This is a genomic window from Roseovarius sp. A46 (genome assembly GCF_004126395.1).
GTDB lineage: Bacteria > Pseudomonadota > Alphaproteobacteria > Rhodobacterales > Rhodobacteraceae > Roseovarius > Roseovarius nitratireducens.
Genome location: NZ_PVWS01000015.1, coordinates 64,877 through 87,935, shown reverse-complemented (window position 1 = coordinate 87,935; position 23,059 = coordinate 64,877). Strand labels below are relative to the sequence as shown.

The 23,059-nt window shown below is 65.5% G+C and carries 29 protein-coding genes and 2 pseudogenes; 16 read left to right on the top strand and 15 right to left on the bottom strand.

What is annotated here, in order from left to right; translation table 11 throughout:
* The 10 genes and pseudogenes from tuf to rplP all read left to right on the top strand — a co-directional run.
* A pseudogene (tuf, locus tag C6W92_RS09915) lies at positions 1–126 on the top strand (elongation factor Tu); the annotation flags it as partial.
* A gap of 80 nt (positions 127–206) precedes the next feature.
* On the top strand, positions 207–515 hold the full coding sequence (gene rpsJ, locus C6W92_RS09910) for a 30S ribosomal protein S10 (RefSeq protein WP_104018654.1): 309 nt from the start codon (positions 207–209) through the stop codon (positions 513–515).
* A 13-nt stretch (positions 516–528) separates the two neighbouring features.
* A complete protein-coding gene (gene rplC / locus C6W92_RS09905; protein ID WP_129432811.1) occupies positions 529–1,371 on the top strand; it encodes a 50S ribosomal protein L3 in 843 nt (280 codons plus the stop codon).
* A complete protein-coding gene (gene rplD, locus C6W92_RS09900; protein WP_104018656.1) occupies positions 1,368–1,985 on the top strand; it encodes a 50S ribosomal protein L4 in 618 nt (205 codons plus the stop codon). Before rplC ends, rplD begins: the two co-directional genes overlap by 4 nt.
* On the top strand, positions 1,982–2,278 hold the full coding sequence (locus tag C6W92_RS09895) for a 50S ribosomal protein L23 (RefSeq protein WP_104018657.1): 297 nt from the start codon (positions 1,982–1,984) through the stop codon (positions 2,276–2,278). Before rplD ends, C6W92_RS09895 begins: the two co-directional genes overlap by 4 nt.
* A 184-nt stretch (positions 2,279–2,462) precedes the next feature.
* On the top strand, positions 2,463–3,305 hold the full coding sequence (rplB, locus tag C6W92_RS09890) for a 50S ribosomal protein L2 (protein ID WP_104018658.1): 843 nt from the start codon (positions 2,463–2,465) through the stop codon (positions 3,303–3,305).
* Positions 3,306–3,308: 3 nt separating this feature from the next.
* Positions 3,309–3,587 (top strand): 30S ribosomal protein S19, encoded by a 279-nt coding sequence (rpsS, locus tag C6W92_RS09885; protein ID WP_104018659.1) that lies wholly within the window; start codon positions 3,309–3,311, stop codon positions 3,585–3,587.
* A 3-nt stretch (positions 3,588–3,590) separates the two neighbouring features.
* Positions 3,591–3,971: a 50S ribosomal protein L22 gene (gene rplV, locus C6W92_RS09880; protein WP_104018660.1), complete on the top strand. Its 381-nt coding sequence runs from the start codon at positions 3,591–3,593 to the stop codon at positions 3,969–3,971.
* The gene (gene rpsC, locus C6W92_RS09875) at positions 3,971–4,678 is read left to right on the top strand and encodes a 30S ribosomal protein S3 (RefSeq protein ID WP_104018661.1); all 708 of its coding nucleotides are present in this window, start codon (positions 3,971–3,973) and stop codon (positions 4,676–4,678) included. Before rplV ends, rpsC begins: the two co-directional genes overlap by 1 nt.
* Positions 4,679–4,691: 13 nt before the next feature.
* Complete coding sequence (gene rplP / locus C6W92_RS09870; protein ID WP_129432810.1) at positions 4,692–5,105, top strand: 50S ribosomal protein L16; 414 nt, start codon at positions 4,692–4,694, stop codon at positions 5,103–5,105.
* A 114-nt stretch (positions 5,106–5,219) separates the two neighbouring features.
* On the opposite strand, the gene C6W92_RS09865 is transcribed toward rplP, so the two are convergent.
* The gene (locus tag C6W92_RS09865; protein WP_241691122.1) at positions 5,220–5,972 is read right to left on the bottom strand and encodes a hypothetical protein; all 753 of its coding nucleotides are present in this window, start codon (positions 5,970–5,972) and stop codon (positions 5,220–5,222) included.
* Positions 5,973–6,040: 68 nt separating this feature from the next.
* Between C6W92_RS09865 and C6W92_RS09860 the strand changes: the two genes are divergently transcribed.
* The 5 genes and pseudogenes from C6W92_RS09860 to C6W92_RS09845 all read left to right on the top strand — a co-directional run bounded on the left by C6W92_RS09860 (position 6,041) and on the right by C6W92_RS09845 (position 8,366).
* Positions 6,041–6,661, top strand: coding sequence for a 2OG-Fe(II) oxygenase family protein (locus C6W92_RS09860; RefSeq protein ID WP_129432809.1), 621 nt, complete (start codon positions 6,041–6,043; stop codon positions 6,659–6,661).
* A gap of 104 nt (positions 6,662–6,765) precedes the next feature.
* Positions 6,766–6,951, top strand: coding sequence for a hypothetical protein (locus C6W92_RS09855; protein ID WP_129432808.1), 186 nt, complete (start codon positions 6,766–6,768; stop codon positions 6,949–6,951).
* A 13-nt stretch (positions 6,952–6,964) separates the two neighbouring features.
* Positions 6,965–7,333: a type II toxin-antitoxin system death-on-curing family toxin gene (locus tag C6W92_RS09850; RefSeq protein WP_164989212.1), complete on the top strand. Its 369-nt coding sequence runs from the start codon at positions 6,965–6,967 to the stop codon at positions 7,331–7,333.
* 29 nt (positions 7,334–7,362) lie between these two features.
* A pseudogene (locus C6W92_RS17970) lies at positions 7,363–7,473 on the top strand (putative 2OG-Fe(II) oxygenase); the annotation flags it as partial.
* A gap of 23 nt (positions 7,474–7,496) precedes the next feature.
* Positions 7,497–8,366, top strand: a complete 870-nt coding sequence (locus C6W92_RS09845) for a DMT family transporter (RefSeq protein ID WP_129432806.1) — start codon at positions 7,497–7,499, stop codon at positions 8,364–8,366.
* A 53-nt stretch (positions 8,367–8,419) separates the two neighbouring features.
* On the opposite strand, the gene aroC is transcribed toward C6W92_RS09845, so the two are convergent.
* Positions 8,420–9,523 (bottom strand): chorismate synthase, encoded by a 1,104-nt coding sequence (gene aroC, locus C6W92_RS09840; RefSeq protein WP_129432805.1) that lies wholly within the window; start codon positions 9,521–9,523, stop codon positions 8,420–8,422.
* Positions 9,524–9,787: 264 nt separating this feature from the next.
* On the opposite strand from aroC, the gene C6W92_RS09835 reads away from it, so the two are divergent.
* The gene (locus C6W92_RS09835) at positions 9,788–11,431 is read left to right on the top strand and encodes an ABC transporter substrate-binding protein (protein WP_129432804.1); all 1,644 of its coding nucleotides are present in this window, start codon (positions 9,788–9,790) and stop codon (positions 11,429–11,431) included.
* Between the two features lie 100 nt (positions 11,432–11,531).
* Here the strand turns inward: C6W92_RS09835 and C6W92_RS09830 are convergent, their stop codons facing one another.
* The 13 genes from C6W92_RS09830 to C6W92_RS09775 form a co-directional block, all read right to left on the bottom strand.
* Positions 11,532–12,071: an NAD(P)H-dependent oxidoreductase gene (locus tag C6W92_RS09830; RefSeq protein ID WP_129432803.1), complete on the bottom strand. Its 540-nt coding sequence runs from the start codon at positions 12,069–12,071 to the stop codon at positions 11,532–11,534.
* Positions 12,072–12,173: 102 nt separating this feature from the next.
* The gene (locus tag C6W92_RS09825) at positions 12,174–13,859 is read right to left on the bottom strand and encodes a thiamine pyrophosphate-binding protein (RefSeq protein WP_129432802.1); all 1,686 of its coding nucleotides are present in this window, start codon (positions 13,857–13,859) and stop codon (positions 12,174–12,176) included.
* Positions 13,860–13,929: 70 nt separating this feature from the next.
* Positions 13,930–14,370 (bottom strand): molybdenum cofactor biosynthesis protein MoaE, encoded by a 441-nt coding sequence (locus tag C6W92_RS09820; RefSeq protein ID WP_129432801.1) that lies wholly within the window; start codon positions 14,368–14,370, stop codon positions 13,930–13,932.
* A 13-nt stretch (positions 14,371–14,383) separates the two neighbouring features.
* A complete protein-coding gene (moaD, locus tag C6W92_RS09815; protein WP_129432800.1) occupies positions 14,384–14,629 on the bottom strand; it encodes a molybdopterin converting factor subunit 1 in 246 nt (81 codons plus the stop codon).
* Positions 14,629–15,294: a CDP-diacylglycerol--glycerol-3-phosphate 3-phosphatidyltransferase gene (pgsA, locus tag C6W92_RS09810; protein ID WP_129432799.1), complete on the bottom strand. Its 666-nt coding sequence runs from the start codon at positions 15,292–15,294 to the stop codon at positions 14,629–14,631. Before pgsA ends, moaD begins: the two co-directional genes overlap by 1 nt.
* Positions 15,295–15,342: 48 nt before the next feature.
* Positions 15,343–16,104 carry an enoyl-CoA hydratase/isomerase family protein gene (locus C6W92_RS09805; RefSeq protein WP_129432798.1) on the bottom strand — a complete coding sequence of 254 codons (762 nt, stop codon included), beginning with the start codon at positions 16,102–16,104 and terminating at the stop codon, positions 15,343–15,345.
* Positions 16,101–17,405, bottom strand: a complete 1,305-nt coding sequence (locus C6W92_RS09800) for an AMP-binding protein (RefSeq protein WP_129432797.1) — start codon at positions 17,403–17,405, stop codon at positions 16,101–16,103. The genes C6W92_RS09805 and C6W92_RS09800 overlap by 4 nt, the downstream gene beginning before the upstream one ends.
* Positions 17,402–18,079 carry a TetR/AcrR family transcriptional regulator gene (locus C6W92_RS09795; protein ID WP_129432796.1) on the bottom strand — a complete coding sequence of 226 codons (678 nt, stop codon included), beginning with the start codon at positions 18,077–18,079 and terminating at the stop codon, positions 17,402–17,404. The genes C6W92_RS09800 and C6W92_RS09795 overlap by 4 nt, the downstream gene beginning before the upstream one ends.
* A 79-nt stretch (positions 18,080–18,158) precedes the next feature.
* Positions 18,159–20,024, bottom strand: coding sequence for an excinuclease ABC subunit UvrC (uvrC, locus tag C6W92_RS09790; RefSeq protein WP_129432795.1), 1,866 nt, complete (start codon positions 20,022–20,024; stop codon positions 18,159–18,161).
* A 295-nt stretch (positions 20,025–20,319) separates the two neighbouring features.
* Positions 20,320–21,099, bottom strand: coding sequence for an SDR family oxidoreductase (locus C6W92_RS09785; protein WP_104018676.1), 780 nt, complete (start codon positions 21,097–21,099; stop codon positions 20,320–20,322).
* Positions 21,100–21,112: 13 nt separating this feature from the next.
* Positions 21,113–22,075: a calcium/sodium antiporter gene (locus C6W92_RS09780; protein WP_129432794.1), complete on the bottom strand. Its 963-nt coding sequence runs from the start codon at positions 22,073–22,075 to the stop codon at positions 21,113–21,115.
* A complete protein-coding gene (locus C6W92_RS17695) occupies positions 22,072–22,242 on the bottom strand; it encodes a hypothetical protein (protein ID WP_164989211.1) in 171 nt (56 codons plus the stop codon). Before C6W92_RS17695 ends, C6W92_RS09780 begins: the two co-directional genes overlap by 4 nt.
* 1 nt (position 22,243) lies before the next feature.
* Complete coding sequence (locus C6W92_RS09775; RefSeq protein ID WP_129432793.1) at positions 22,244–23,041, bottom strand: S49 family peptidase; 798 nt, start codon at positions 23,039–23,041, stop codon at positions 22,244–22,246.
* Positions 23,042–23,059 lie beyond the last annotated feature (18 nt).

Here is a 23,059-nt window from a genome sequence, read left to right as displayed (position 1 = left end):
GGTGACAACCTGAAATTCGCTGTCGAGCTGATCGCCCCCATCGCCATGGAAGACGGCCTGCGCTTCGCCATCCGCGAAGGCGGCCGCACCGTCGGCGCCGGCGTCGTCAGCAAGATCATCGAGTAATCTACCCCAGGGTTCGACGAGGGAGGCCGGGTGGTCCGGCCTTCCTCCTATCAACTCCAAAGCCGCGAAAGGCTAGACCAATGCAAGGCCAAAACATTCGCATTCGGCTCAAGGCGTTCGATTACCGCGTTCTGGATGCCAGCACGCAGGAAATCGTCAACACCGCCAAGCGGACCGGCGCGCAGGTGCGCGGGCCGATCCCCTTGCCGAACAAGATCGAGAAATACACCGTTCTTCGTGGCCCCCACGTGAACAAGAAATCCCGCGACCAGTTCGAGATCCGCACCCACAAGCGGCTTCTCGACATCGTCGATCCCACCCCGCAGACCGTGGACGCGCTGATGAAGCTCGACCTCGCCGCGGGCGTGGACGTGCAGATTTCGGTTTGAGGAGGGCAAGGTGATGTTGCGCTCTGGTGTGATCGCGAAGAAGGTCGGGATGACCCGGCTGTTCATGGAAGACGGCAAGCAGGTTCCTGTGACCGTTCTTCAACTCGACAAGCTTCAGGTGGTGGCACAGCGCACCCCTGAGCAACACGGCTATTCGGCCGTGCAGCTCGGCGCCGGCACGGCGAAGGCCAAGCGCACGAGCCAGGCCATGCGCGGCCATTTCGCCGCCGCCAAGGTCGAGCCCAAGCGGCGCGTCGCGGAATTCCGCGTGGCGCCCGAGAACCTGATCGCCGTCGGTGAGGAAATCACCGCCGACCATTACTTCGAGGGGCAGTTCGTCGACGTGTCTGGCACCTCCATCGGCAAGGGCTTTGCCGGGGCGATGAAGCGGCACAATTTCGGCGGCCTGCGCGCCAGCCACGGTGTCTCGATCAGTCACCGCTCGCACGGCTCTACCGGCCAGTGCCAGGACCCCGGCAAGGTGTTCAAGGGCAAGAAGATGGCCGGCCACATGGGTGCCGTCCGCGTCACCACGCAGAACCTGCAGGTGGTGCGTACCGATGCGGATCGCGGCCTCATCATGATCAAGGGCGCCGTCCCGGGATCGAAAGGTGGCTGGGTGACGATCAAGGACGCGGTGAAGAAGCCGTTTCCCGAGAATGCCATCCTCCCCGCCGCGCTGAGATCGGCGGCGGAAGAGGCGGCACGCGCCGCGGAAGAAGCCGCCGCCGCTGCCGCGGCCGAGGAAGAAGCCGAAGCCAAGCGTCTCGCCGAGGAGCAGGCCGCCGCCGAGGAGGCCGCGCTCAAGGAAGCCGAGGCCGAAATCGAGGCCGAGAAGAAGGACAGCGAGGAATGAAACTCGACGTGATCAAACTGGACGGCGGCAAGGCCGGGTCGGTCGATCTGGGCGAAGACGTCTTCGGCCTGGACCCCCGCGCCGATATCCTGCACCGTGTTGTCCGCTGGCAGCGTAACAAGGCGCAGGCCGGGACCCACAAGGTCAAGACCCGGTCGGAAACCAGCTATTCCACCAAGAAGATCTATCGCCAGAAGGGCACCGGCGGTGCGCGCCACGGTGATCGCAACGCACCGATCTTCCGCAAGGGTGGTATCTACAAGGGTCCGACCCCGCGCAGCCACGCGCATGATCTGCCCAAGAAGGTGCGCCAGCTTGGCCTCAAGCACGCCCTCAGCGCCAAGGCGCAGGCCGGCGAGCTCGTGGTGATCGAGGATGCGGCCAGCGACGGCAAGACCAAGACGCTTGCAAAGCAGGTCAAGGATCTGGGCTGGAAGCGTGCGCTGGTCATCGACGGCGCGCAGGTCAACGCCGAATTCGCCCGCGCGGCGGCCAATATCGAGGGTCTCGATGTGCTGCCCAGCATGGGTGCGAATGTCTATGACATCCTCAAGCGTGACACCCTGGTGATCACCAAGGCGGGTGTCGAAGCACTGGAGGCTCGACTGAAATGAGTGCCAAGGCAGAACATTACGACGTGATCCGCAAGCCGGTCATCACCGAGAAGGCGACGATGGCGTCCGAGAGCGGCGCGGTCGTCTTCGAGGTGGCCGTCGATGCCAACAAGCCCCAGATCAAGGAGGCCGTCGAGGCGCTCTTTGGCGTCAAGGTGAAGGCGGTGAACACCACCATCACCAAGGGCAAGGAAAAGCGTTTCCGCGGGGTCAAGGGCACCCGCAAGGACGTCAAGAAAGCCTATGTGACGCTCGAAGAGGGCAGCACCATTGACGTGACAACGGGTCTCTAATAAGAGGCCTCATCCGCGCCGCCCCGGCTTTGTCCGGGGCTGCGTGTTTTTCAGGAGATGAAGGGGCACGCTCCCGTCATCCCGCAAGCCGGGCACCTTCGGGGGCCTACAACCATGGTGGGTTAAACCCCCACCCTACATAGCGGGCCTTCGGGCGCGCGTTTGCAAACGGAAGACAGAAAGCATGGCACTCAAGTCGTACAAGCCGACGACGCCGGGCCAGCGCGGGCTGGTGCTGATCGACCGTTCGGAGCTGTTCAAGGGCCGTCCCGTCAAATCCCTCACCGAGGGTCTGACGAAGTCGGGTGGCCGCAACAACACCGGGCGGATTACCTCGCGTCGTCGCGGGGGCGGGGCGAAACGCCTCTACCGGATCGTCGATTTCAAGCGCACCAAGTTCGATGTGGCGGCGACCGTCGAGCGGATCGAATACGATCCGAACCGGACCGCCTTCATCGCGCTGATCAAGTATGAAGATGGCGAGCAGGCCTATATCCTCGCACCGCAGCGCCTCGCCGTTGGCGATAGCGTCGTGGCCTCGGCCAAGGCCGACATCAAGCCCGGCAACGCGATGCCGTTCTCGGGCATGCCGATCGGCACGATCGTCCACAACATCGAGCTCAAGCCCGGCAAGGGCGGTCAGATCGCGCGTGCCGCGGGCACATATGCGCAATTCGTGGGCCGCGATGGCGGCTATGCGCAGATCCGGCTCAGCTCGGGCGAGCTGCGTCTCGTGCGTCAGGAGTGCATGGCGACCGTCGGTGCCGTCAGCAACCCCGACAACAGCAACCAGAACTACGGCAAGGCGGGCCGGATGCGCCACTATGGCAAGCGTCCCTCGGTGCGTGGCGTCGTCATGAACCCGATCGACCACCCCCACGGCGGCGGCGAAGGCCGCACCTCGGGCGGCCGCCACCCGGTCACGCCCTGGGGCAAGCCCACCAAGGGGATGCGCACCCGCAACAAGAACAAGGCGTCGCAAAAGCTCATCCTGCGCTCGCGTCATGCCAAGAAGAAGGGCCGTTAACACATGAGCCGCTCTGTATGGAAAGGCCCCTTCGTCGATGCCTACGTCCTGAAAAAGGCCGAGGCAGCACGCGAATCGGGGCGCAACGAAGTCATCAAGATCTGGTCGCGCCGCTCGACCATCCTGCCGCAATTCGTGGGCCTCACCTTTGGCGTCTACAACGGGCACAAGCACGTGCCGGTGAACGTCAGCGAGGACATGATCGGTCAGAAATTCGGTGAATACTCGCCGACCCGCACCTATTACGGGCACGCGGCGGACAAGAAAGCGAAGAGGAAATAAGCCATGGGCAAGGATAAAAATCCCCGCCGCGTGGCGGATAACGAGGCAATGGCCAAGCTGCGGATGCTGCGCACCAGCCCGCAGAAGCTCAACCTCGTCGCGGCGATGATCCGCGGCAAGAAGGTCGAGAAGGCGCTGACCGACCTCACCTTTTCCAACAAGCGGATTGCGCAGGACGTGCGCAAATGCCTGCAATCGGCGATCGCCAATGCCGAGAACAATCACGGGCTGGACGTGGACGAGCTGATCGTCGCCGAAGCCTGGGTCGGCAAGAACCTCGTGCTCAAGCGCGGGCGTCCGCGGGCGCGCGGCCGGTTTGGCGCGCTGCGCAAGCCGTTCTCGGAACTGACGATCAAGGTGCGTGAAATCGAGGAGCAAGCCTGATGGGTAACAAAGTCAATCCGATCGGTATGCGCCTGCAGGTCAATCGCACCTGGGACAGCCGCTGGTATGCCGACACCAAGGACTATGGTGATCTGCTGCTCGAGGATCTGAAAATCCGCGAGTTCATCAAGCAGGAATGCAAGCAGGCGGGCGTCAGCCGCGTCATCATCGAGCGCCCGCACAAGAAGTGCCGCGTGACGATCCACACCGCGCGTCCCGGCGTCATCATCGGCAAGAAGGGCGCGGATATCGAGACGCTGCGCCGCAAGCTGGCGAAGATGACCGCGAGCGAGCTGCACCTCAACATCGTCGAGGTGCGCAAGCCCGAGCTTGACGCCGCGCTCGTCGGTGACAGCATTGCCCAGCAGCTCGAGCGCCGGGTATCGTTCCGCCGTGCGATGAAGCGCGCGGTGCAGAACGCGATGCGCATGGGCGCGCTCGGCATCCGGGTGAACGTCGCTGGCCGTCTCGGCGGTGCCGAGATCGCGCGGACCGAATGGTATCGCGAGGGGCGGGTGCCGCTGCACACGCTGCGCGCCGATATCGACTACGCCAATGTCGAGGCCACGACGCCGTACGGAATCATCGGTATCAAGGTTTGGATATTCAAGGGTGAGATCATGGAGCACGACCCGAGTGCCCGCGATCGCAAGGCCCAGGAACTGCAGGATGGCCCCGCCCCACGTGGCGCCGGCGGCCGTCGCTGAGGAGGAATGACAGATGCTTCAACCTAAGCGCACGAAATTCCGCAAGCAGTTCAAGGGTCGCATCAAGGGCGATGCCAAGGGCGGTTCGGATCTCAACTTCGGCTCCTACGGGCTCAAGGCCACCGAACCCGAGCGCGTCACCGCGCGCCAGATCGAGGCCGCGCGCCGTGCCATGACGCGCCACATGAAACGTCAGGGCCGCGTCTGGATCCGGATCTTCCCGGACGTGCCGGTGACCGCCAAGCCGATCGAGGTCCGCATGGGCAAAGGCAAGGGCTCGGTTGATCGCTGGGTCTGCAAGGTCAAGCCCGGCCGCGTGATGTTCGAGATCGACGGCGTCAGCGAAGGCGTGGCTGTCGAGGCCCTGCGTCTCGCCGCCATGAAGCTGCCGATCAAGACCCGCGTCGTGGTCCGCGAGGACTGGTAAGATCGGTGGGTTGATACCCACCCTACGGATTGGCCCCGCGCAAGTGATCGCGCGGGGTTTTTCGTTTCAGAAGGCAGACGTGCTCGCCGCATGGGCCAAACGCCGCACGCAGGCTTATCCGCCGAGGATCTCGTCGACGGCATTTGTGTAGCTGTCATAGCTGAGCACGGCCCGGTTCCCGGCCACCCCGTGATAGTAGCTGCGTCCCGAGGGGGTGGGCAGCCCGGCCCAGATCTTCGCGAGGTTGAGCAGGAATGTGTCGAGTGTGATCTCGCCCCGGCGCACCGCGTCGAGCCCGGCATCGGCAAGCAGCAGGTCGGCCAGCCGATCCTGAACGGCGGGGTCGAACCGCGTGCCGGGGTCGAGCCCGGCACGTGCAACCATCCGCCGCAGGGTGGCGGGGATGATCTGGTAGCGCCCGATGGCGTGGTGCTGCCCCGGTGTGGCGTCGATCCAGTCGAAGATTTCGCGCAGGCTCATCCGCGTCGGTCGGCGGGGTGGCGGGCGGTGCGCCCCGACCTGCAAGGCGTCATAGCCTGCCGGTCCCGCCTCGGCCCGTGCGATGAGGTCACGCAGCCGCGCGCGCATTGGCGCGCCCGGCCCGCCTGTCGCCGATCGACCGAGGAGATCATGGCCCGGTCGTCCGCCAATCAGCGCGCCCGCGCCCCTGCCCGCGAACAGGCTGCCGCGTGGGGCCGCCGGCCCGGCGCGCCGCGCGACGAGCGGCGCATTTCCGGACCCGAACATCGGCCCCCGGTCGGCAAAGCGCCCGGCAAGGCTCGGCTCGGCCAGGGAAGCGGCGGGGGCGAGGGCCAGACACGCGAGCCCCACCAGCCGAATCAGGATATGACGCATTACCTGGAACATGGCCCTAGCCTGACGTGAAACCGTTGAGAAACCCTTGCGCGTCGCCCTGACTACGGTAAGACGCGAGCATGGCCGATATTCGCTCCCTCTTCGTGACCCGCCTTTACCATGCGCGCCTCGCCGAGCATGGCCCCGCCATCGCCCCCGCGGAGATGGAGGCGTCGTGCTATTCCATTGCCGAGGATGACGAGGCCGGGCAATCGTGGTGCGAGAGCGAGGGCTATCCCGGCTATACCTCCTATGCCTCGCTCACCGACCTGCCGTGGCGGTTCCCGATCTTCGCCGACCTGGTGACGGCGCTGGATGCACATGTGACGGCCTTCGCCCGTGATCTGGAATTCGACCTTGGGGAGCGCAGCCTGAAGCTCGAGGATATCTGGATCAACATCCTGCCCGAGGGGGGCACCCATTCCAGCCATATCCACCCGCATTCGGTGATTTCCGGCACCACCTATGTCGCCATGCCCGGCGGGGCCTCGGCGCTCAAGCTCGAAGATCCGCGATCGGCCCGGATGATGGCCGCCCCGCCGCGCCTCAAGGACGCGCGCGAGGATATGCGCGGCTTTGTCTACCTGCGCCCGGAGGTGGGTGACGTGCTCATGTGGGAATCGTGGCTGCGCCACGAGGTGCCCATGAACATGTCCGAGGATGACCGCATCAGCGTGAGCTTCAACTATTCGTGGCAGTAAGTGCATGGATGCACGATGGTCCGGTCAGTCGGAACGGCCTCGTCATGTCACTTGTCAACTCAAGCGATCGCTTCCATATTCACAGAAGTTGATCGGAGAGAGGCATGGCTTCCAAAGTGACAAGGTCCACGCTGAAAGGCGGCTACATCGCGCGAAATGCCAAGACCGGGCAATTCGTGGAAGTTTGCACGTCCTCCGGCAAGCAGAGAGCAACCGAAAAAACTGTCGCCACAATCAAGGAAGCTTCGGAGAAGCGCAGATCCGCGCTGAAGCGGCTGGCCGATAGGTAGGCGACATTACAGGGTGACACTTGCCGATGCGATCACCGCGCATGACGAGGCGTTGACCTACGGTGGCCGCCCGGGTGTGAGCAGCGTTGCCTTGATCGACTCCGCCCTGAGCAGGCCCTATTCCGGCTATCATCTGCCGATCCACAGAAAATCGGCAGCCTTGCTTGAGAGCATGGTTGCAAACCACGGTTTCATAGATGGGAACAAGAGAACGGCTTGGCTTCTTGTGGAACTCCTGATCGAAAGAAGCGGGTACGTTCTGGCGATCGACGACGATGAGCCGATCGACGATCTTGTCGTTGCTGTTGCCGACGGAAGGCTGGATTTCGACGGCCTTTGCGAATGGTTCAGAGAAAGATTGGCGCGACCGATAGAGGCATAATGCCGCCTAGCGGGCAAGTTTCGCCGGGGGTGGTAATTCCTGTTTCGATATGGAAATGCTGGCTGCGCCACGAGGTGCCCATGAACATGTCCGAGGACGACCGCATCAGCGTGAGCTTCAATTACGCCTGGGCTGACTGAGCCGGAAAGGGAGGGGCTGCGGGATGGATTTGCGTGCGCTCGGCATGGGGTTGGCCTTTGCGGTGATGTGGTCTTCGGCCTTTACCTCGGCGCGAATCATCGTGGCCGCGGCGCCGCCGCTCACCGCGCTTAGCCTGCGGTTCCTGATCTCGGGGCTTCTCGGCGTGCTCATCGCCCTCGCGCTGGGGCAGAGCTGGCGGCTCACGCGTGGGCAATGGCGGGCGACGATCGTCTTCGGCATTTGCCAGAACGCGCTCTATCTCGGCCTCAATTTCGTGGCGATGCAGACCATCGAGGCGGGCCTCGCCGCGATCATCGCGTCGACCATGCCGCTTCTTGTGGGGCTGGCGGGGTGGCTGATCTTTAGCGAGCGGATCGGCCTCATCGGACAGCTTGGCCTTGTCGCGGGCGTGATCGGGGTGACGATCATCATGGGGGCCCGGCTTCAGGGCGGTGTCGATCTCTACGGGCTGAGCCTGTGCGTCGTGGGGGTGATCGCGCTCACCTTCGCCACGCTGGCGGTGCGTGGGGCGACGTCGGGGGGCAATTTCCTGATGGTGGTGGGCCTTCAGATGCTGGTGGGCAGCGCCGCGCTCGGTATCGTGGCGTCGGTGGTCGAGACGGTCGAGATCGACTGGTCCTGGACGCTGGTTGCGGCCTTTGCCTATACCACGCTGGTGCCGGGCCTTGCGGCGACGCTGGTGTGGTTCTGGCTCGTGAACCGCATCGGCGCGACCAAGGCCGCGACCTTCCATTTCCTCAATCCGTTCCTCGGCGTGGCCATCGCCGCGCTGATCTTGAGCGAGACGCTGAGCGCGCAGGACCTGATCGGCGTGGCGGTGATCATGGGAGGCATCCTGGCGGTGCAGCTTTCGCGGCAACGCCGGGTTTGAGCGTCCGGAATTTTTGAAAAATTCCGGACCGTTTTCTTTTTAAGAAAACGGCGTCAGCCGATGGTGCCGCGTGGCCCCGCGCCCACCTGTCCGCGATGCAAGAGCAGGTGATCGAGCAGCACGCAGGCCATCATCGCCTCGCCCACGGGTACCGCGCGGATACCGACGCAGGGATCGTGCCGCCCCTTGGTGACCACCTCGATGGGGTCTCCCTCCACGGTGATCGAGCGGCGCGGCGTGAGGATCGAAGAGGTGGGTTTCACCGCGAAGCGCACCACCACGTCCTGCCCCGTCGAGATGCCGCCGAGGATGCCGCCCGCGTGATTCGAGGCGAATTCTGGGCCGGTCTCGCCCATGAAAATCTCGTCAGCGTTCTGCGAACCGCGCAGCCTTGCTGCCGCCATGCCCTCGCCGATCTCGACGCCCTTGACGGCGTTGATCGACATCATCGCGGAGGCGAGGTCAGTGTCGAGCTTGGCATAGACCGGCGCGCCGAGACCGGCGGGCACGCCGGACGCTGCCACCTCGATCACGGCACCGACCGAATCGTGGTGCTTGCGCAGGTCTTGCAGGTATGCCTCCCATTCGGGCGCGGCCCCGGCATCCGGCAGCCAGAAATCGTTGCCGTCGATGGCGTTGCGGTCAAAGCGACTGCGGTCGAGCTCCATCTCGCCCATCGCCACCATGTAGCCCTTGATTTGAAGGTCCGGTACCAGCATGGCCAGTGCCGCGCGCGCCACGCCGCCGGCTGCCACCCGCGCCGCCGTCTCGCGCGCCGAGGACCGCCCGCCGCCGCGCGGATCGCGTATCCCGTATTTCAGGTGATAGGTGATATCGGCGTGGCCCGGGCGGAATGTCTTCGCGATCTCGCCGTAATCGCGCGAGCGCTGATCGGTGTTCTCGATCATGAGCTGAATGGGCGTGCCGGTGGTCTGCCCCTCGTAGACGCCCGACAGGATACGCACCGCGTCGGCCTCCTGCCGCTGGGTGGTATTCTTGTTCTGCCCCGGGCGGCGCTTGTCGAGCCAGTGTTGCAACTTGCTCTCGTCGAGCGCCACGCCCGGTGGGCAGCCGTCCACCGTGGCCCCGAGCGCGGGGCCGTGACTCTCGCCCCATGTGGTAAAGCGAAAGAGGTGACCGAAGGTGTTGACGCTCATGGGCAGGGCTCCTTTGCCGTTGATCTAGCCGCGCGCGGCATCCGTCTCAAGCCGAATTGACGGGTATTTGTCGCAAACAGGCGATCCGGGCCGGGGAATCGCGCTAGGCTGCACGGCGGGACGGATGCGAAAAGGTCAAAAAACGACATCGCGCCGCGCCGAGAAAATCACTGGTGCAGGGGCCGAACCCTGCTAACACTATGACAGGACCTGTCTGAAAACGACACCGGTCGATCTGGCCAGAGGCCAACACGGAGGAAAGAAATGACCCACTCAAAACCACAGGAAAACGTGCGCCCCGTCGTGCGAAAGCTGGCCGAGGAGACCCGCGCCGGCAGGATGGACCGCCGCGAATTCATCGCGGTGGCCTCGACATTCGGGGCCTCTTCGGCGGCCGCCTACGGCCTGCTCGGTCTTGCCGCCCCCACGCCCGCGCAGGCGCAGGAAGGCAAAAAGGGCGGTGTGCTTCGCGTTGCGTCCCGCGTGCTCGAAATCGCCGATCCGCGCAAGTTTGCCTGGACCGAGCCGGGCAATATCAGCCGCCAGTTCTGCGAGCCGATGGTGCGCTGGGCCCCCGATTACAGTTTCCAGCCGATGCTGCTCGAAGGCTGGGAGGTCAGCGAGGACGCCCAAACCTACACGCTCAAGGTGCGGCGCAACGCGGTGTGGAACAATGGCGACCAGTTCAACGCCGATGACGTGATCCACAACCTGACCCGCTGGTGCGACAAGGGGGTCGAGGGCAATTCGATGGCCGCGCGCATGGCCACGCTGATCGACCCCGACACCAACAAGGCCCGCGACGGCGCGATCGTGAAGGTGGACGATTTCACCGTGCAGCTCAACCTGCCGCGCCCCGACATCACGCTGATTGCCGGCATGTCTGACTACCCTGCGCTCTGCGTGCATCGCAGCCATGGCGACGACAGCGACCTTGCCAAGGCCCCCATCGGCACCGGCCCGTTCGAGCTCGTCTCCATCGAGATCGGTACCATGGCCGAGGTCAAGCGCCGCGAGGACGGCAAGTGGTGGGGCGGCGATGTCTATCTCGACGGTATCCGCTTCATTGACTTTGGCACAGACAACGCCTCCATCGTGGCGGCCTTCGACGGCGGCGAGATCGACATCAACGACGAATCCACCGCCGATTTCATCGAATCCTACGATGCGCTGGGCCTCGTCAAGCAATCCAAGCCCACAGCCAACACCATCGTGGCGCGGATGCGTATGGACACGCCGCCCTATGACAGCAAGGACTTGCGCAATGCGATCCAGCTGGCCTGCGACAACGAGGTGCTGCTGGCCATCTCGATCAACAACGAGGGCATCCCGGCGGAAAACCACCACGTCGCCCCCTTCCACCCGGAATATGCCGAGCTGCCCAAGATCGCGCCCAACCCGGAGAAGGCCATCGAGATGGCCAAGGCAGCCGGGCATGGCGACACCGAGATCGACATCATCTCGATCGACGGCGATTGGCGGACCACCACGACCGACGCCATCGGGGCGCAGCTGCGGCAGGCGGGTTTCAACGTCAAGCGCACGGTGATGCCGGGTAACACCTTCTGGAACGACTGGACGAAATACCCGTTCTCGACCACCAACTGGGGCCCGCGCCCCTTGGGTGTGCAGGTGCTGGCGCTGGCCTATCGCTCCGGCGAGGCGTGGAACGAGAGTGGCCACTCTGACCCGGAATTCGATGCGCTGCTCGAGGAGGCGCTCGGCGTGTTCGATGCCGACGCCCGGCGCGAGTATTCCGCCAAGCTTCAGGCCATCCTGCAGGATAACGGCGTCATCATTCAGCCGTTCTGGCGCAACCAGGCGCTGCACCACACCGACCGCGTCAAGAACGTGAACGCCCACCAGTTCCGCGAGATGCATTACGAGAAAGTCTGGCTCGACGCCTGATCGGCGTTAAGACCAAAAGGACGGGCCGTCCCAACGTGGGGCGGCCCGTTTGCGTTCCGGTCAGAAGACGTGGGCGGCGGTGCCGGGTCGCGCCGACGCGTTACACCACCTCGGCGCGCAGCTTTTCCATCCGCTTGGTCAGCAGCTTCTGCGAGGTTTCGTCCTTGAGCCGCCCATCCTCGTCAAAGGCGTTCATCGCTCCTGCGATGAGCACGGCGGTGCCGGGGATGAGCCGCGCCTGATGCTGGGTGAGGCACGAGAGCGTCATGAATTGCGCCGTCTCGCCGCCCGTGCGCCCCGCAGAGGCCGAAACGACCACCGTGGGCCTGTCCTTGAGCGGCCATCCAGGCACCCGGCTGACCCAGTCGAGCGCGTTCTTCAACACCCCGGTGATCCCCTTGTTGTATTCCGGTGCGCCAACCACGATCGCATCCGCGTCCTTGATCTGCTGCACGAGGTGCTGCACCTTCTCCGGCACGCCCTCGGCCTCTTCAAGATCGCCATTATAGAGCGGCAGGTCGAGGTCGCCCTCGGTCACCGTTGCCGGGCCGAAGGCCTCTGCGGCCAGCGCCAGAAGCATCCGGTTATAGGATCCTTTGCGCAGCGATCCCGACAAGGTCAACAGTTTCGGATCAGCCATATCGCATCCTTTCGTTTGTCTCGGTTACCCGGATACGTGGGGCAAAACTGCCCGCCTGGCAACGTCACGCGGTCGCACATGCCCTGTGCGGCGGCACGGGCATCATTCGCCCGCCTGCGCCTTGAGCCCCGCCTCACGCATCTGGCTCAGCGTCATGCGCGGCGTCAACGCCTCGGGCGAGATCGCGAGCGACAGCACCGCGCCGGTGGGCGAAGCGCAGGCGCGGGCAAAGGCAGGGGCGAAATCCTCGGTCGTCTCGACCCGTTCGCCGTGAAAGCCATAGGCACGGGCGAGCGCCGCGAAATCGGGATTGACCATGTCGGTGCCCGATACGCGGCCCGGGTAGTTGCGCTCCTGGTGGGCGCGGATGGTCCCGTAGGTGCCATTATCAAGCACCAGGATCACCGGCTGCGCGCCCGCCTGCGCGGCGGTGGCAAGCTCCTGGCACGTCATCTGGAAATCGCCGTCACCGGCGAAACAGACCACGCGGCGGTCGGGGTGGGCAACCCGCGCGGCGATGGCGGCGGGGATGCCGTATCCCATCGCCCCCGATTGCGGCCCCAGCAGGCGCATGCGGGGGCCGTATTTCAGGAACCGGCCCGACCATATGGCGAAATTGCCAGCACCATTGGTGATGATCGCGTCCTCGGGCAGCACCTCGCGCAGATGCGCGGTGACGCGGCCCATATCCACCGGCGAGGGCAGGGCGGGCAGGTCGAACGCCGTCTCCCACGCCGCGCGCGCCTGCGAGCGCCACTCGCCCCATGCGCCGCTCACCGGTCCGGCCTCGGCCAGCGCGGTGGCAAAGGCGTTGGGCCCGGCCTGTATCCCCAGCGTGGGCTGATAGACCTTGCCCAGTTCGAGGTCGGAGCCATGCACATGGATGAGCTGCTGCGCAGGCTGCGGCACATCAAGCACGGTATAGCCATCGGTGGAGTTCTCGCCAAAGCGGGCATTCACCGCGAGGATCACGTCCGCCCCGGTCAGGAGCGCGCGCACATGCGGCACCATGCCCACCCCCGCCTCGCCGCAGAACACCGGCGAATGGTTGTCGAACCGGTCCTGGTAACGGAACACCGACACCACCGGGATATCCGAGCCCTCGGCGAAGGATTGCAGCGCCGCGCGGCCCTGATCCGTCCAGTTGCAGCCGCCATAGAGGATCACCGGGCGCTTGGCCCCGGCCAGCATCTCGCGCGCCTGTGCCACCGCCTGCGAGGGTGGGCATGGCTCGGGGAAATGGCCCGGCCCGGTCAGCGGCACGGCGGCGGTGTGGGAGGTGAGCATATCCTCGGGCAGCGCCACCACCACAGGGCCGGGACGGCCCGTGAGGGCGGTCTTCCACGCCCGTGCGACGATCTCGGGGATGCGTTCCACGTCGTCGATCTCGACCGCCCATTTTGCCATCGTCCCGAACACCGCGCGGTAATCCAGCTCCTGGAACGCCTCGCGCCCCTTCATCCGCGTGCCGACCTGCCCGACGAACAGGATCATCGGCACGCTGTCCTGCATCGCCGTGTGCACGCCGATCGAGGCGTTGGTGGCCCCCGGCCCGCGGGTGACCCAGCAAATACCGGGCCGACCGGTGAGCTTGCCATAGGCGGCGGCCATGAAGGACGCGCCACCCTCCTGCCGGCAGAGGGTGAAATCGAGCCGCCCGACCGTGTCGTGCAGCGCGTCAAGCACCGCGAGATAGCTCTCGCCCGGCACGCCGAAACTGTGCCGCGCGCCGAGCGCGACAAGGCACTCCACCAGAAGCTGCCCGCCCGTACGCCTGTTGTCGGTCATGCCGCTCTCCCTCTTTATGCTGCCGGAACGCGGGCGACACTGCCCGTGGGCAGTGGCAATGGCAAGGGGGTCACCAGCGGTTGAGCGCGTCCTCGTCCTCGTCGCGGGCGGCGACCCAGCCTTCGCCCGCGTCCGTCACCTCCTTCTTCCAGAAGGGCGCGCGGGACTTGAGGTAATCCATGAGGAATTCGGCGGCGTGAAAGGCGTCGGCGCGGTGGCGCGACGCGGTGGCGACCATCATGATGAGGTCATCGGCCTTCAGTCGTCCATAACGGTGCAGGATCAACGCGTCGCCGATCTGCCAGCGGCGCGCGGCCTGCTCGGCAATCCCGGCCAGCGCCTTCTCGGTCATGCCGGGGTAATGCTCGATCTCCATCGTATCGAGATCGCCCTCCAGGTCGCGGACGATCCCGGTAAAGGTGACGACCGCGCCCATGCCCGCCTGCCGCGCGGCAAACGCATTCGCCTCGGCCCCGAGATCGAACGGCTCTTGCTGCACGCGGATGTCCATGGCTCAGCCCCCGCTATCCGCCTGTCATCGGCGGAAAGAATGCCACCTCGCGTGCATCGCCGAGCGGCGCGTCGAAGTCGCTCAGCTCCTGATCCACCGCCACGCGCAGCGCCGACAGATCGGCGAATGCCGCGGCATAGCGGTCCTCGCGCGCGCGCAGTTCCTCGACGAGGTCGCGCACCGTGGCGGCGCGCGTCTCCACGCGGTCCTTTGGGTGGCCGATGCGTTCGCGCACCCATGCGAAATAGAGCACATCCATCAGCGACTATCCTTCAGATGCGGTACCGACTTGAAAAAGTAGTCCGCCCCGGTGACGAGGGTAAGCCCGGCGGCGAGCCACAACAGCCACAGCCCCGCATGCCCGGACCAGACCATCCCGCGATACTTCCACCACAGCCCGTGCAGATCCTCGGTCTTGCCCGAGAGGATATCGCGCACCAGCGCGTCGTCCATGCCAAAGATCGACATGCCGAAATAATGCTCGAACACGCCTTGGGCAAAGAGCACGGCGATGGCGATCATTTGCGCCGTGGTCTTCCACTTGGCCAGTTGCGTGACCTTGAGCGTGCCCGCCCTGTCGCCGAGATACTCGCGCAGCCCCGAGACGAACACCTCGCGGAACAGGATCACCGTGGCAGGCAGCACCAGCCAGGGCGACATCGACGAATAGCCCACGATTACCATCAGCGCGATTACCACCATCGCCTTGTCGGCGATGGGATCGAGCATGGTGCCGATCTTGGTCACCTGCTTCCAGCTCCGCGCGAGATGGCCGTCGATCCAGTCGGTGAGCGCCGCGCTGATGAACAGGAGCAGTGCGAACCAGTCGGCATAGGGGCGGTTGAAGTAGAGGAACATGACCGCGATGCCCGGCGCCGCTAGCAGCCGGAGCACGGTGAGGATATTGGGCACGTTCCATGACATGTCACCGTTCTAGCCTGACCGATTGGCAAGGGAAAGCGCAGTTGGAGCCTAAAAGTCACGCAGACGCCGGGTGGTCTCGGGGTCCATGAAACCCGCGACCGTGGCCTCGGTCTCGAGGTCCATGGCGCGGCGCAGGTCGGGGGTGGCGGTGGCGTTGAGCACACGCTTCATCGCCCGCACAGAGAGCGGCGGCAGGTCGGCGAGGCGGCGGGCGGTGGCGTGGGCGGTGTTGAGCAGATCCCCGTCGGGTGCGGTTTTCCATGCCAGCCCCATCTCGTGCAACGTCGCGGCATCGTAGCGGTCGCCGAAGAAGAGCATTTCGCGTGCCTTGACCAACCCGACAAGCGCGGGCAGCAGCGTCGTCACCCCGCCGGTCACGAACAGGTTGAGCGAGACTTCGGGGAAAAAGCCGCGCGCGCTCTCGGCCCAGATCGGGAAATCGCAGTTGATCGCCCATTCGAAGCCGCCGCCCACGGCCCATCCGTTGATCGCGCCGACCACCGGTTTCGGTCCCAATGTGATCGCATGCGTCGCGCGCTGGATCGCCAGCACCAGGTCGCGCGCCTCTTCTTCGGAGGCGGGGTGGACATGATCCTGCCGATCGTCGCCCGCGCAGAATGCCTTGCCCGCGCCGGTCAGCACGATGGCGCGGGTCTCCGGGTCGGTATTGGCGTCGTCAAAGGCGCGGGTCACATCGTCGATCAGCGCCCGGTTCATCGCGTTGAGCCGGTCAGGACGGTTGAGGGTGATGCGGCGCACGGCCCCCTCGTGCAACGCGCTAAGCACGGTAGCGTAGGTGAAATCGGTCATGTGTAAGTCCTTTGCACACGTCGGGTCTTGCCTTCGGTCAGCGGGAAGGTGCCATGCGGCACCAGTGTCACCCGGGCGGTCGCCCCGAGGTCCCGCTTGATCGCCTGTGCGATCTCCTCGGCCAGCCCCGGGGCGGCGTCGCGCCCCTTGGCCAGTTCCGCCGTGACCGGCAGGCTGTCATAGGGAGGGGGCGTGTCGAGCGGAATGCGGTAATCGCCCGACAGCGTCGGATACCGGTTGAGCACGGCGGCGACCATTGTGGGAAACAGGTTGAGCCCGCGCACAACGACCATGTCATCCGAGCGACCCACCACGCGAAAGCGGAAGCCGGTGCGCCCGCAAGTGCAAGGCGCGGTTTCGTCCACGGTGATGATGTCGCCACTGCGAAAGCGCACCAGCGGCTGGCAGTCGCGCACGAGGTGGGTCAGCACCAACTCGCCGGTCTGGCCTGCGGCGAGGGACAGGGGGCTGCCCGTCTCGGGCTCGATCAGTTCGGGCCAGAGCACGTCGGCCCCCATGAAATGCAGCCGCGTGTCATGCTCGCATTGCGCGGCGAAGTTGCAGAACACGTCCGAGACGCCGTAATTGGCGTTGCGCGGCTCCATCCCCCAGACCTCTTGCAGACGGGTGCGGAAGGCCGGATCGTCGAGCCCCGCCTCGCCGCCAAAGAGCCCCAGTTTCAGGCCAAGGTCGCGAGGGGTCAGGTCGGGGAAACGTTCGGCGATGACGCGCTCCAGCACCGCCGGATAGGACGGTGTGCAGGAAATCGCGGTGATTCCCACTTCGCGGATGGTGCGCACCAGCAACTCGGTGGAGCCGACGCCGAAGGGCACCACCAGCGCGCCGGTGGCCTGAAGCGTCATGTGATCGGTCAGCCCGCCCATCCACATCTGGTAATTCAGGCAGTGAACGACCGTGTGATCGGGGGTCAGTCCTGCGGAGGACTGGCAGCGCCCGCCCACCGTCTCTGTCACCGCGCAGTCACGCGCGGAAAGCGCGAGGTTCATCGCCTGCCCGGTGGTGCCGGAGGTGCGGTGCAGCCGAACCGCGTCGCGGCGCGGGGCGGCCATGTAATGCCCGAAAGGGGGGTGATCGGCCTGCGCCACGCGCAGTTGCGATTTGTCCGAGAGGGGCAGGGCGGGCAGGTCCGCCAGATCGGCGGGCGGGGCCGCGCCCTGCCACAGATCGCGGTAAAAGGCCGAGTGGCGCGCGACGTAATAGCCCTGTCTGGCCCAGGCAGCGGCCTGGTGGGCACGCAGGCGGTCGTGGCTGGCGAACTCGGCCTTATCGAGCAGGATCATGGTTGCAATCCCCGTTCCCAGAGGGTGGTGAGCGTTGCGATTACCGCCGCGCGGTCGGAAGAGACCGCTACCAGCCCCGGCTCGCGCGAGAGGTGGAGGCTTGAGAGGTAGTGATCGGTCATTCCCCCAAGCGCATAGGCGCGGCGGGTAAGTTCGTCCTCGGGCAGCGCGTTGCGCCCGTTGCGGGTGTGGCGGCGGCGGGTGGCCTCGACCACGGTGGCGATCCAGTCGCGGTTGAGCCGGTGAAAGGCCGCGCGCGCCGCCGGAAATGCGTCAAGATGGTGGACCAGGCATTTCATCAGCCCGCGATTGGCCTCGAAGAGGTGCACATAGGCTTCGGTCGCGGCGCGCATCGGGTGGTCGGGCTGGCTGTGGCCCGCCTGGATCATGCGGGTCTGCAGGAAGCTGGCGAAGCCCTGCAACAGGTCATCGAGAAGCTGTGCCTGATCGGGAAAGTAGAGGTAGAAAGTGCCGTTGGCCACGCCCGCGCGCCCGCAGATGGCGGCGATGGTCAGATCCTGCGGCGCGCTCTGTTCCAGCAGGTGACAGGCGGCGATGCGAATCGCTTGCGCCGTGCGCTGACCCTTGGGCAGGCCCTCGGCCTCAGCGGCGAGGGCTTGCGAATAGCTGTGGGCGTCTTGCGGTGCGGGGTGGGGACGTGTGGCAGGGGGCATGGGTGACTCAATATGAAACTGAATTCATGTTCATTAAATTTCTTCACCCTGTCAACCCACCTGATCGCAGGCGCGGGCTTTAGCCCCGCTCGTGAAAGAAATCATAGAGCTTCTGCGCCAGCCGGTCCGACACGCCCTCCACCGCCTTGAGATCGGCGAGGTTGGCGCGGCTCACCGCCTTGGCACTGCCGAAATGCGCGAGCAGCGCGCGCTTGCGCGCTGCGCCCACGCCCGGCACCTCGTCGAGCGGCGTGACCGAGACCGACTTGGCGCGCTTGGCGCGGTGCGTGCCGATGGCGAAGCGGTGCGCCTCGTCGCGCAGGCGCTGGATGAAATAGAGCACCGGATCACCCCTGCGCAGCGCCATGGGCCGCTTGCCCGTGCGGTGGAATTCTTCCTTGCCGTGGTCGCGGTCCACGCCCTTGGCCACACCCACCATCGGGATGTCCTCGACCCCCATCTCGCGCATGATCCCCGCCACCGCGCTCACTTGTCCCGCGCCGCCGTCGATCAGCAGCAGGTCGGGCCAGTGGCCGTGGCTGCGCTCGGGGTCGTCCTTCAGCAGGCGCTTGAAGCGGCGGGTCAGCACCTCTTTCATCATCCCGAAATCGTCGCCGGGGGTCAGGTTGTCGCCCTTGATGTTGAACTTGCGGTATTGGTTCTTCATCAACCCCTCGGGACCCGCCACGATCATCGCGCCAACGGCGTTGGTGCCCTGGATATGGCTGTTGTCATAGACCTCGATCCGCTGGGGCGGGGCGGGCAGGTCGAACGCCTCCGCCAGCCCCCTGAGCAGCTTGCCCTGCGTCGCCGTCTCGGCCATCTTCCGCGCGAGGCTCTCGCGCGCGTTGCGCAGGGCGGCGTCCACCAGTTCCGCCTTTTCCCCGCGCAGGGGCACGTTGAGCGTGACCTTGCGGCCCAGCTTTTCCGACAGCGCCTGTTGCATCAGGTCAGGGCTCTCGACGTCATGCGACAGGATCAGCGCGCGGGGCGGCTCCTTGCCATCGTAGAACTGCCCGATGAAGGCCTCCAGCACCTCGGGCTCCTCCACATCCGGGCCGACGCGCGGATAGAAATCGCGGTTACCCCAGTTCTGCCCGGCGCGGATGAAGAACACCTGCACGCAGGCCTGCCCGTTTTCGAGGTGCAGCGCGATCACGTCGGCCTCGGTCACCGTGCGCGGGTTGATGCCCTGCGCGGTCTGCACCTGCGTCAGCGCCTTGATCCGGTCGCGCAGCGCGGCGGCACGCTCGTACTCCATCGCCTCGGCGGCCTGCGCCATCTCGGCGGCCAGCTTCTCCTGTATCTCGGTGGACCGCCCCGACAGGTAGCGCTTGGCATCGCGGACCTGAACGGCATACTCGGCCTTGGATATCTTGCCGACGCAGGGCGCGGTGCAGCGCTTGATCTGGTATTGCAGACAGGGGCGGGTGCGGCTCTCGAACATCGCATCAGAACAGTTGCGCAGCTGAAAGACCCGCTGCAACTGTGCCAGCGTGCGGTTGACCGCGCCGGCCCCGGCGAAGGGGCCGTAATAGCTGCCCTTGTCGCGCTTGGCGCCGCGATGCTTGCGGATCATAGGATAGTCATGCGCGGTGACGAGGATGTTGGGAAAGCTCTTGTCGTCGCGCAACAGCACGTTGTAGCGCGGCTTCAACTGCTTGATCAGGTTCTGCTCCAGCAGCAGCGCCTCGGTCTCGGTCGCCGTAGTCAGGAACATCATCGACGCGGTTTCCCGGATCATCCGGGCGATGCGCGGCGTGTGGCCGGTGGCGCGGGCATAGTTCGACACCCGCGCGCGCAGGTTGCGCGCCTTGCCGACGTAGAGCACGCGCGATTCCGCATCGAGCATCCGGTAGACACCGGGCGACGAGTCGAGCGTGCGCAGGTAGCCGCGAATCACGTCGGCGCCGGTGGCGGGTGGTGTCGGATCGGTGTCGGTCATTCGGGACAGGATATGATTCCCGCGGTCGCCTGCAACGTCCCCGGGACCGGGGCAAGAGGCAAGCTGTCCACGATTCCTGTGGATAAAGCTGGAGACAAATTTCGACCAAAGGAAAAAATCCGTTTGATCCGGCTGGCTTCGTCGGAATGCCTACTTTTTGGGCAATTATGTAACATGCTGATAATGAACGATAACTTTATATGTTTCTGACAGATTGTTGAAATCATTAAGCTTTCTGTAACGCTTCTGTGAAGGAATCATGACCGGTGCAAAACTCAGACAAGGGTTCATGTTCTCACTCGGGGCCGAGCACGTCCGGCGTCCGCCAGCCGAGATGCTGACCGCCATCCGCGCAGATAAGCTGCCCGGTCACCGCGGGCGCATGCAGCAGGTAGGCCAGCGCGGCGGTGACGTCGCCCTCGTTGGCACCGCGGCCCAGAACGGTCGCTGCGCGCTGGCGGGCGAAATGCGTGTCGCTCTGGCGATGGCCCTGTAGCGTGGGGCCCGGACCGATGGCGTTGACGCGGACACGCGGGGCCAGCGCCTGCGCCCCGGTCTGCGTCACCGCCCACAGCCCCATCTTGGAGATGGTGTAGGTCATGAACTCCGGGGTGAGCTTGCGCACGCGCTGATCGATCATGTTGACGACAAGTCCGCGCGCGCGGGGCTCGCCGTTCTCATCGATGCCGGGCTCCGGCACCGCGCGGGCCATCTCCTGCATCAGCACGAAGGGCGCGCGCAGGTTGCTTCCGATGTGCCGGTCCCAGCTTTCACGGGTGGCGGTCGCGATGCTGTCATACTCGAAGATCGAGGCGTTGTTGACCAGCGTCAGGATCGGCCCGCCCAGCGCCTCGGCTGCGCGTGCCACCAGCGGCACCACCTGTGCCTCGTCCAGCAGGTCGGCGCGCAGCGTCACCGCCTGCCGCCCCATATCACGGATCGCCGCTGCGGTGGCCTCTGCCTCGGCTTGCGAGGTGGCATAATGCACCGCCACGTCGCATCCCTGCCGCGCCAGTTCCAGCGCCATCGCCCGGCCCAGCCGCTTGCCCGCTCCCGTTACCAATGCCCGTGTCATGCCCTGTCTCCGTTCATACCAGCACGAGCGTGACATAGCCCACATAGGCGGCTGTCAATAGGATCCCCCAGAGCCGCCCGAGATCCCTGCACAGGATCACGAACGGAATGAGCATGAGCGACGCGGCGAGCATCACCCACAGGTCGAACACCAGGAATTCGCGATCCACCGGCACCTCGCCAATGAGCGCGGTGATGCCGATGATGGCGAGCAGGTTGAACATGTTCGACCCGATCACGTTGCCGAGCGCCACGTCCGCCTGCCGCCGGATCGCGGCCATCACCGTCGTGGCCAGCTCCGGCAGCGAGGTGCCGAGCGCCACCAGCGTCAACCCGATCGCCGCCTCGCTCACGCCGTAGCGGATGGCGAGGATCGAGGCGTTGTCCACGAGGATGTCGGCGCCCAGCGGCAGGCCGACGAGGCCCAGCACCAGGAAGGTGATGATCTGCCACCACGGCATGTCCGGGTCCGCGCCCTCGACATCATCTCCGTCCGCCGCCAGCAGCGCCGCGGCGGCTGCCTCGCGTCGATGCGTGACCGCGTTACGAAATGCATCCCCGAGCATCAGCGCCAGCGCGCCGAGCAGGACCAGCCCGGCAATCCAGTCGAAGCTGCCGCGAAACGCCAGCGCGATGAACAGCACGGTCGCCGCGAGCATCTGGAAATAGGAGCGCTTGCAGTTGCAGGCGCTTGTGTGCATCACCGCGATTAGCGCGGGAATGCCCAGCACCAGCAGCACGTTGGCGGTATTGGAGCCGACCACGTTGCCAAGCGCGAGCCCCGGCTTGTCGGCGAGCACGGCATTGACGGAAATCAGCAGTTCCGGCGCCGAGGTGCCGAACGCCACCACCGTCAGGCTGACGATCAGGGCGGGGATGCCGATGCGCAGCGCCAGATTGACCGCGCCCTTGACCAGCGCATCGCCTGCCAGCAACAGGATGACAAGGCCGAGTCCCACCATGACCCACGGCATCATGTGCGCGGACCTTTCTCGCAAGCGCACGGCCCCTTGCCGATCCGGAAGCGTCCGCACTTGCGGCATTTTGCGGCTTCAAGCCGCTTTTGGCCTGGAAAACGCAGCCGCCCGAACATGGCCAGCACGCCCATCGCGATAAGGAAGAGGAGGACGATCTTGACGATCATGTCAAAGCCCGAACCGGGCGTAATGCGCCCGGTCCTCAAGTGCCGCCACCGCGTCCTGGGCGAGATGTGCGCCGAAGCGTGACAACAGCCCCCGCCGACGCCCGTAGCGCACCAGCCGAACCTTGTCGCCGTAGACCTCTTTCATGCGCGGCACCAGGTGGCCGAACCCGTCGGCGAGGCCAAGCTCGATCGCCTTGCCTCCCAGCCAGAACTCGCCCGAGAACAGGTCCGGCTCGTCGGAAAGCCGCCCACCGCGGCGGTCCTTCACATGGGTGATGAAGGCAGTGTGGATATCGTCGAGAACGGTCTTGAGCTGGGCCACGTCCTCTGGCTTTTCCGGCAGGAACGGGTCAAGCGTGCTCTTGGACTTGCCGGCGGTATAGACCCGCCGCTCGATCCCCTGCCGCTTGAGGAACACGTCCGCCCCGAACCCCGCAGAGATCACCCCGATGGAGCCGAGGATCGAGGCGTGATCGACGCGGATATCGTCCGCCGCCGCCGCCAGCCAGTACCCGCCCGAGGCCGCCACATCCTCGACAAAGGCATGGACGGGAATTTCCTTTTCCTCTGCCAGCCGCCGGATGCGCGCGGCAATGAGCGAGGATTGCACCGGCGAGCCGCCGGGCGAGTTGATCTCCAGCGCCACCGCTGCGGGCTTGCCGCGGCGAAACGCCTTTTCGATCACCGGGCCTAACGCCTCGTCGCTCAGGGCCGCGCGCGGCCCCGATCCGATCACGCCAGCGAGGCGGATGACCGCCACGCGCGGCGGCCGGTTGAGGAAGGGGACAAGATGTCTCATCCGGCCCGATGTAGAGTG

What these genes read in the sequence shown, in the direction of transcription:
- C6W92_RS09805 (WP_129432798.1), bottom strand. Translation starts at nt 16,104, where the DNA reads ATGACCGATTTCACCTACGCTACCGTGCTTAGCGCGTTGCACGAGGGG.
- C6W92_RS09855 (WP_129432808.1), top strand. Translation starts at nt 6,766, where the DNA reads ATGGCTTCCAAAGTGACAAGGTCCACGCTGAAAGGCGGCTACATCGCG.
- rpsJ (WP_104018654.1), top strand. Translation starts at nt 207, where the DNA reads ATGCAAGGCCAAAACATTCGCATTCGGCTCAAGGCGTTCGATTACCGC.
- rplV (WP_104018660.1), top strand. Translation starts at nt 3,591, where the DNA reads ATGGGCAAGGATAAAAATCCCCGCCGCGTGGCGGATAACGAGGCAATG.
- C6W92_RS09895 (WP_104018657.1), top strand. Translation starts at nt 1,982, where the DNA reads ATGAGTGCCAAGGCAGAACATTACGACGTGATCCGCAAGCCGGTCATC.
- pgsA (WP_129432799.1), bottom strand. Translation starts at nt 15,294, where the DNA reads ATGTCATGGAACGTGCCCAATATCCTCACCGTGCTCCGGCTGCTAGCG.
- C6W92_RS17695 (WP_164989211.1), bottom strand. Translation starts at nt 22,242, where the DNA reads ATGATCGTCAAGATCGTCCTCCTCTTCCTTATCGCGATGGGCGTGCTG.
- rplC (WP_129432811.1), top strand. Translation starts at nt 529, where the DNA reads ATGTTGCGCTCTGGTGTGATCGCGAAGAAGGTCGGGATGACCCGGCTG.
- rpsS (WP_104018659.1), top strand. Translation starts at nt 3,309, where the DNA reads ATGAGCCGCTCTGTATGGAAAGGCCCCTTCGTCGATGCCTACGTCCTG.
- C6W92_RS09785 (WP_104018676.1), bottom strand. Translation starts at nt 21,099, where the DNA reads ATGACACGGGCATTGGTAACGGGAGCGGGCAAGCGGCTGGGCCGGGCG.
- C6W92_RS09845 (WP_129432806.1), top strand. Translation starts at nt 7,497, where the DNA reads ATGGATTTGCGTGCGCTCGGCATGGGGTTGGCCTTTGCGGTGATGTGG.
- C6W92_RS09830 (WP_129432803.1), bottom strand. Translation starts at nt 12,071, where the DNA reads ATGGCTGATCCGAAACTGTTGACCTTGTCGGGATCGCTGCGCAAAGGA.
- C6W92_RS09780 (WP_129432794.1), bottom strand. Translation starts at nt 22,075, where the DNA reads ATGATGCCGTGGGTCATGGTGGGACTCGGCCTTGTCATCCTGTTGCTG.
- C6W92_RS09775 (WP_129432793.1), bottom strand. Translation starts at nt 23,041, where the DNA reads ATGAGACATCTTGTCCCCTTCCTCAACCGGCCGCCGCGCGTGGCGGTC.
- C6W92_RS09835 (WP_129432804.1), top strand. Translation starts at nt 9,788, where the DNA reads ATGACCCACTCAAAACCACAGGAAAACGTGCGCCCCGTCGTGCGAAAG.
- C6W92_RS09795 (WP_129432796.1), bottom strand. Translation starts at nt 18,079, where the DNA reads ATGCCCCCTGCCACACGTCCCCACCCCGCACCGCAAGACGCCCACAGC.
- C6W92_RS09825 (WP_129432802.1), bottom strand. Translation starts at nt 13,859, where the DNA reads ATGACCGACAACAGGCGTACGGGCGGGCAGCTTCTGGTGGAGTGCCTT.
- moaD (WP_129432800.1), bottom strand. Translation starts at nt 14,629, where the DNA reads ATGGATGTGCTCTATTTCGCATGGGTGCGCGAACGCATCGGCCACCCA.
- rplP (WP_129432810.1), top strand. Translation starts at nt 4,692, where the DNA reads ATGCTTCAACCTAAGCGCACGAAATTCCGCAAGCAGTTCAAGGGTCGC.
- C6W92_RS09860 (WP_129432809.1), top strand. Translation starts at nt 6,041, where the DNA reads ATGGCCGATATTCGCTCCCTCTTCGTGACCCGCCTTTACCATGCGCGC.
- rplD (WP_104018656.1), top strand. Translation starts at nt 1,368, where the DNA reads ATGAAACTCGACGTGATCAAACTGGACGGCGGCAAGGCCGGGTCGGTC.
- C6W92_RS09865 (WP_241691122.1), bottom strand. Translation starts at nt 5,972, where the DNA reads ATGTTCCAGGTAATGCGTCATATCCTGATTCGGCTGGTGGGGCTCGCG.
- C6W92_RS09800 (WP_129432797.1), bottom strand. Translation starts at nt 17,405, where the DNA reads ATGATCCTGCTCGATAAGGCCGAGTTCGCCAGCCACGACCGCCTGCGT.
- aroC (WP_129432805.1), bottom strand. Translation starts at nt 9,523, where the DNA reads ATGAGCGTCAACACCTTCGGTCACCTCTTTCGCTTTACCACATGGGGC.
- uvrC (WP_129432795.1), bottom strand. Translation starts at nt 20,024, where the DNA reads ATGACCGACACCGATCCGACACCACCCGCCACCGGCGCCGACGTGATT.
- rplB (WP_104018658.1), top strand. Translation starts at nt 2,463, where the DNA reads ATGGCACTCAAGTCGTACAAGCCGACGACGCCGGGCCAGCGCGGGCTG.
- rpsC (WP_104018661.1), top strand. Translation starts at nt 3,971, where the DNA reads ATGGGTAACAAAGTCAATCCGATCGGTATGCGCCTGCAGGTCAATCGC.
- C6W92_RS09820 (WP_129432801.1), bottom strand. Translation starts at nt 14,370, where the DNA reads ATGGACATCCGCGTGCAGCAAGAGCCGTTCGATCTCGGGGCCGAGGCG.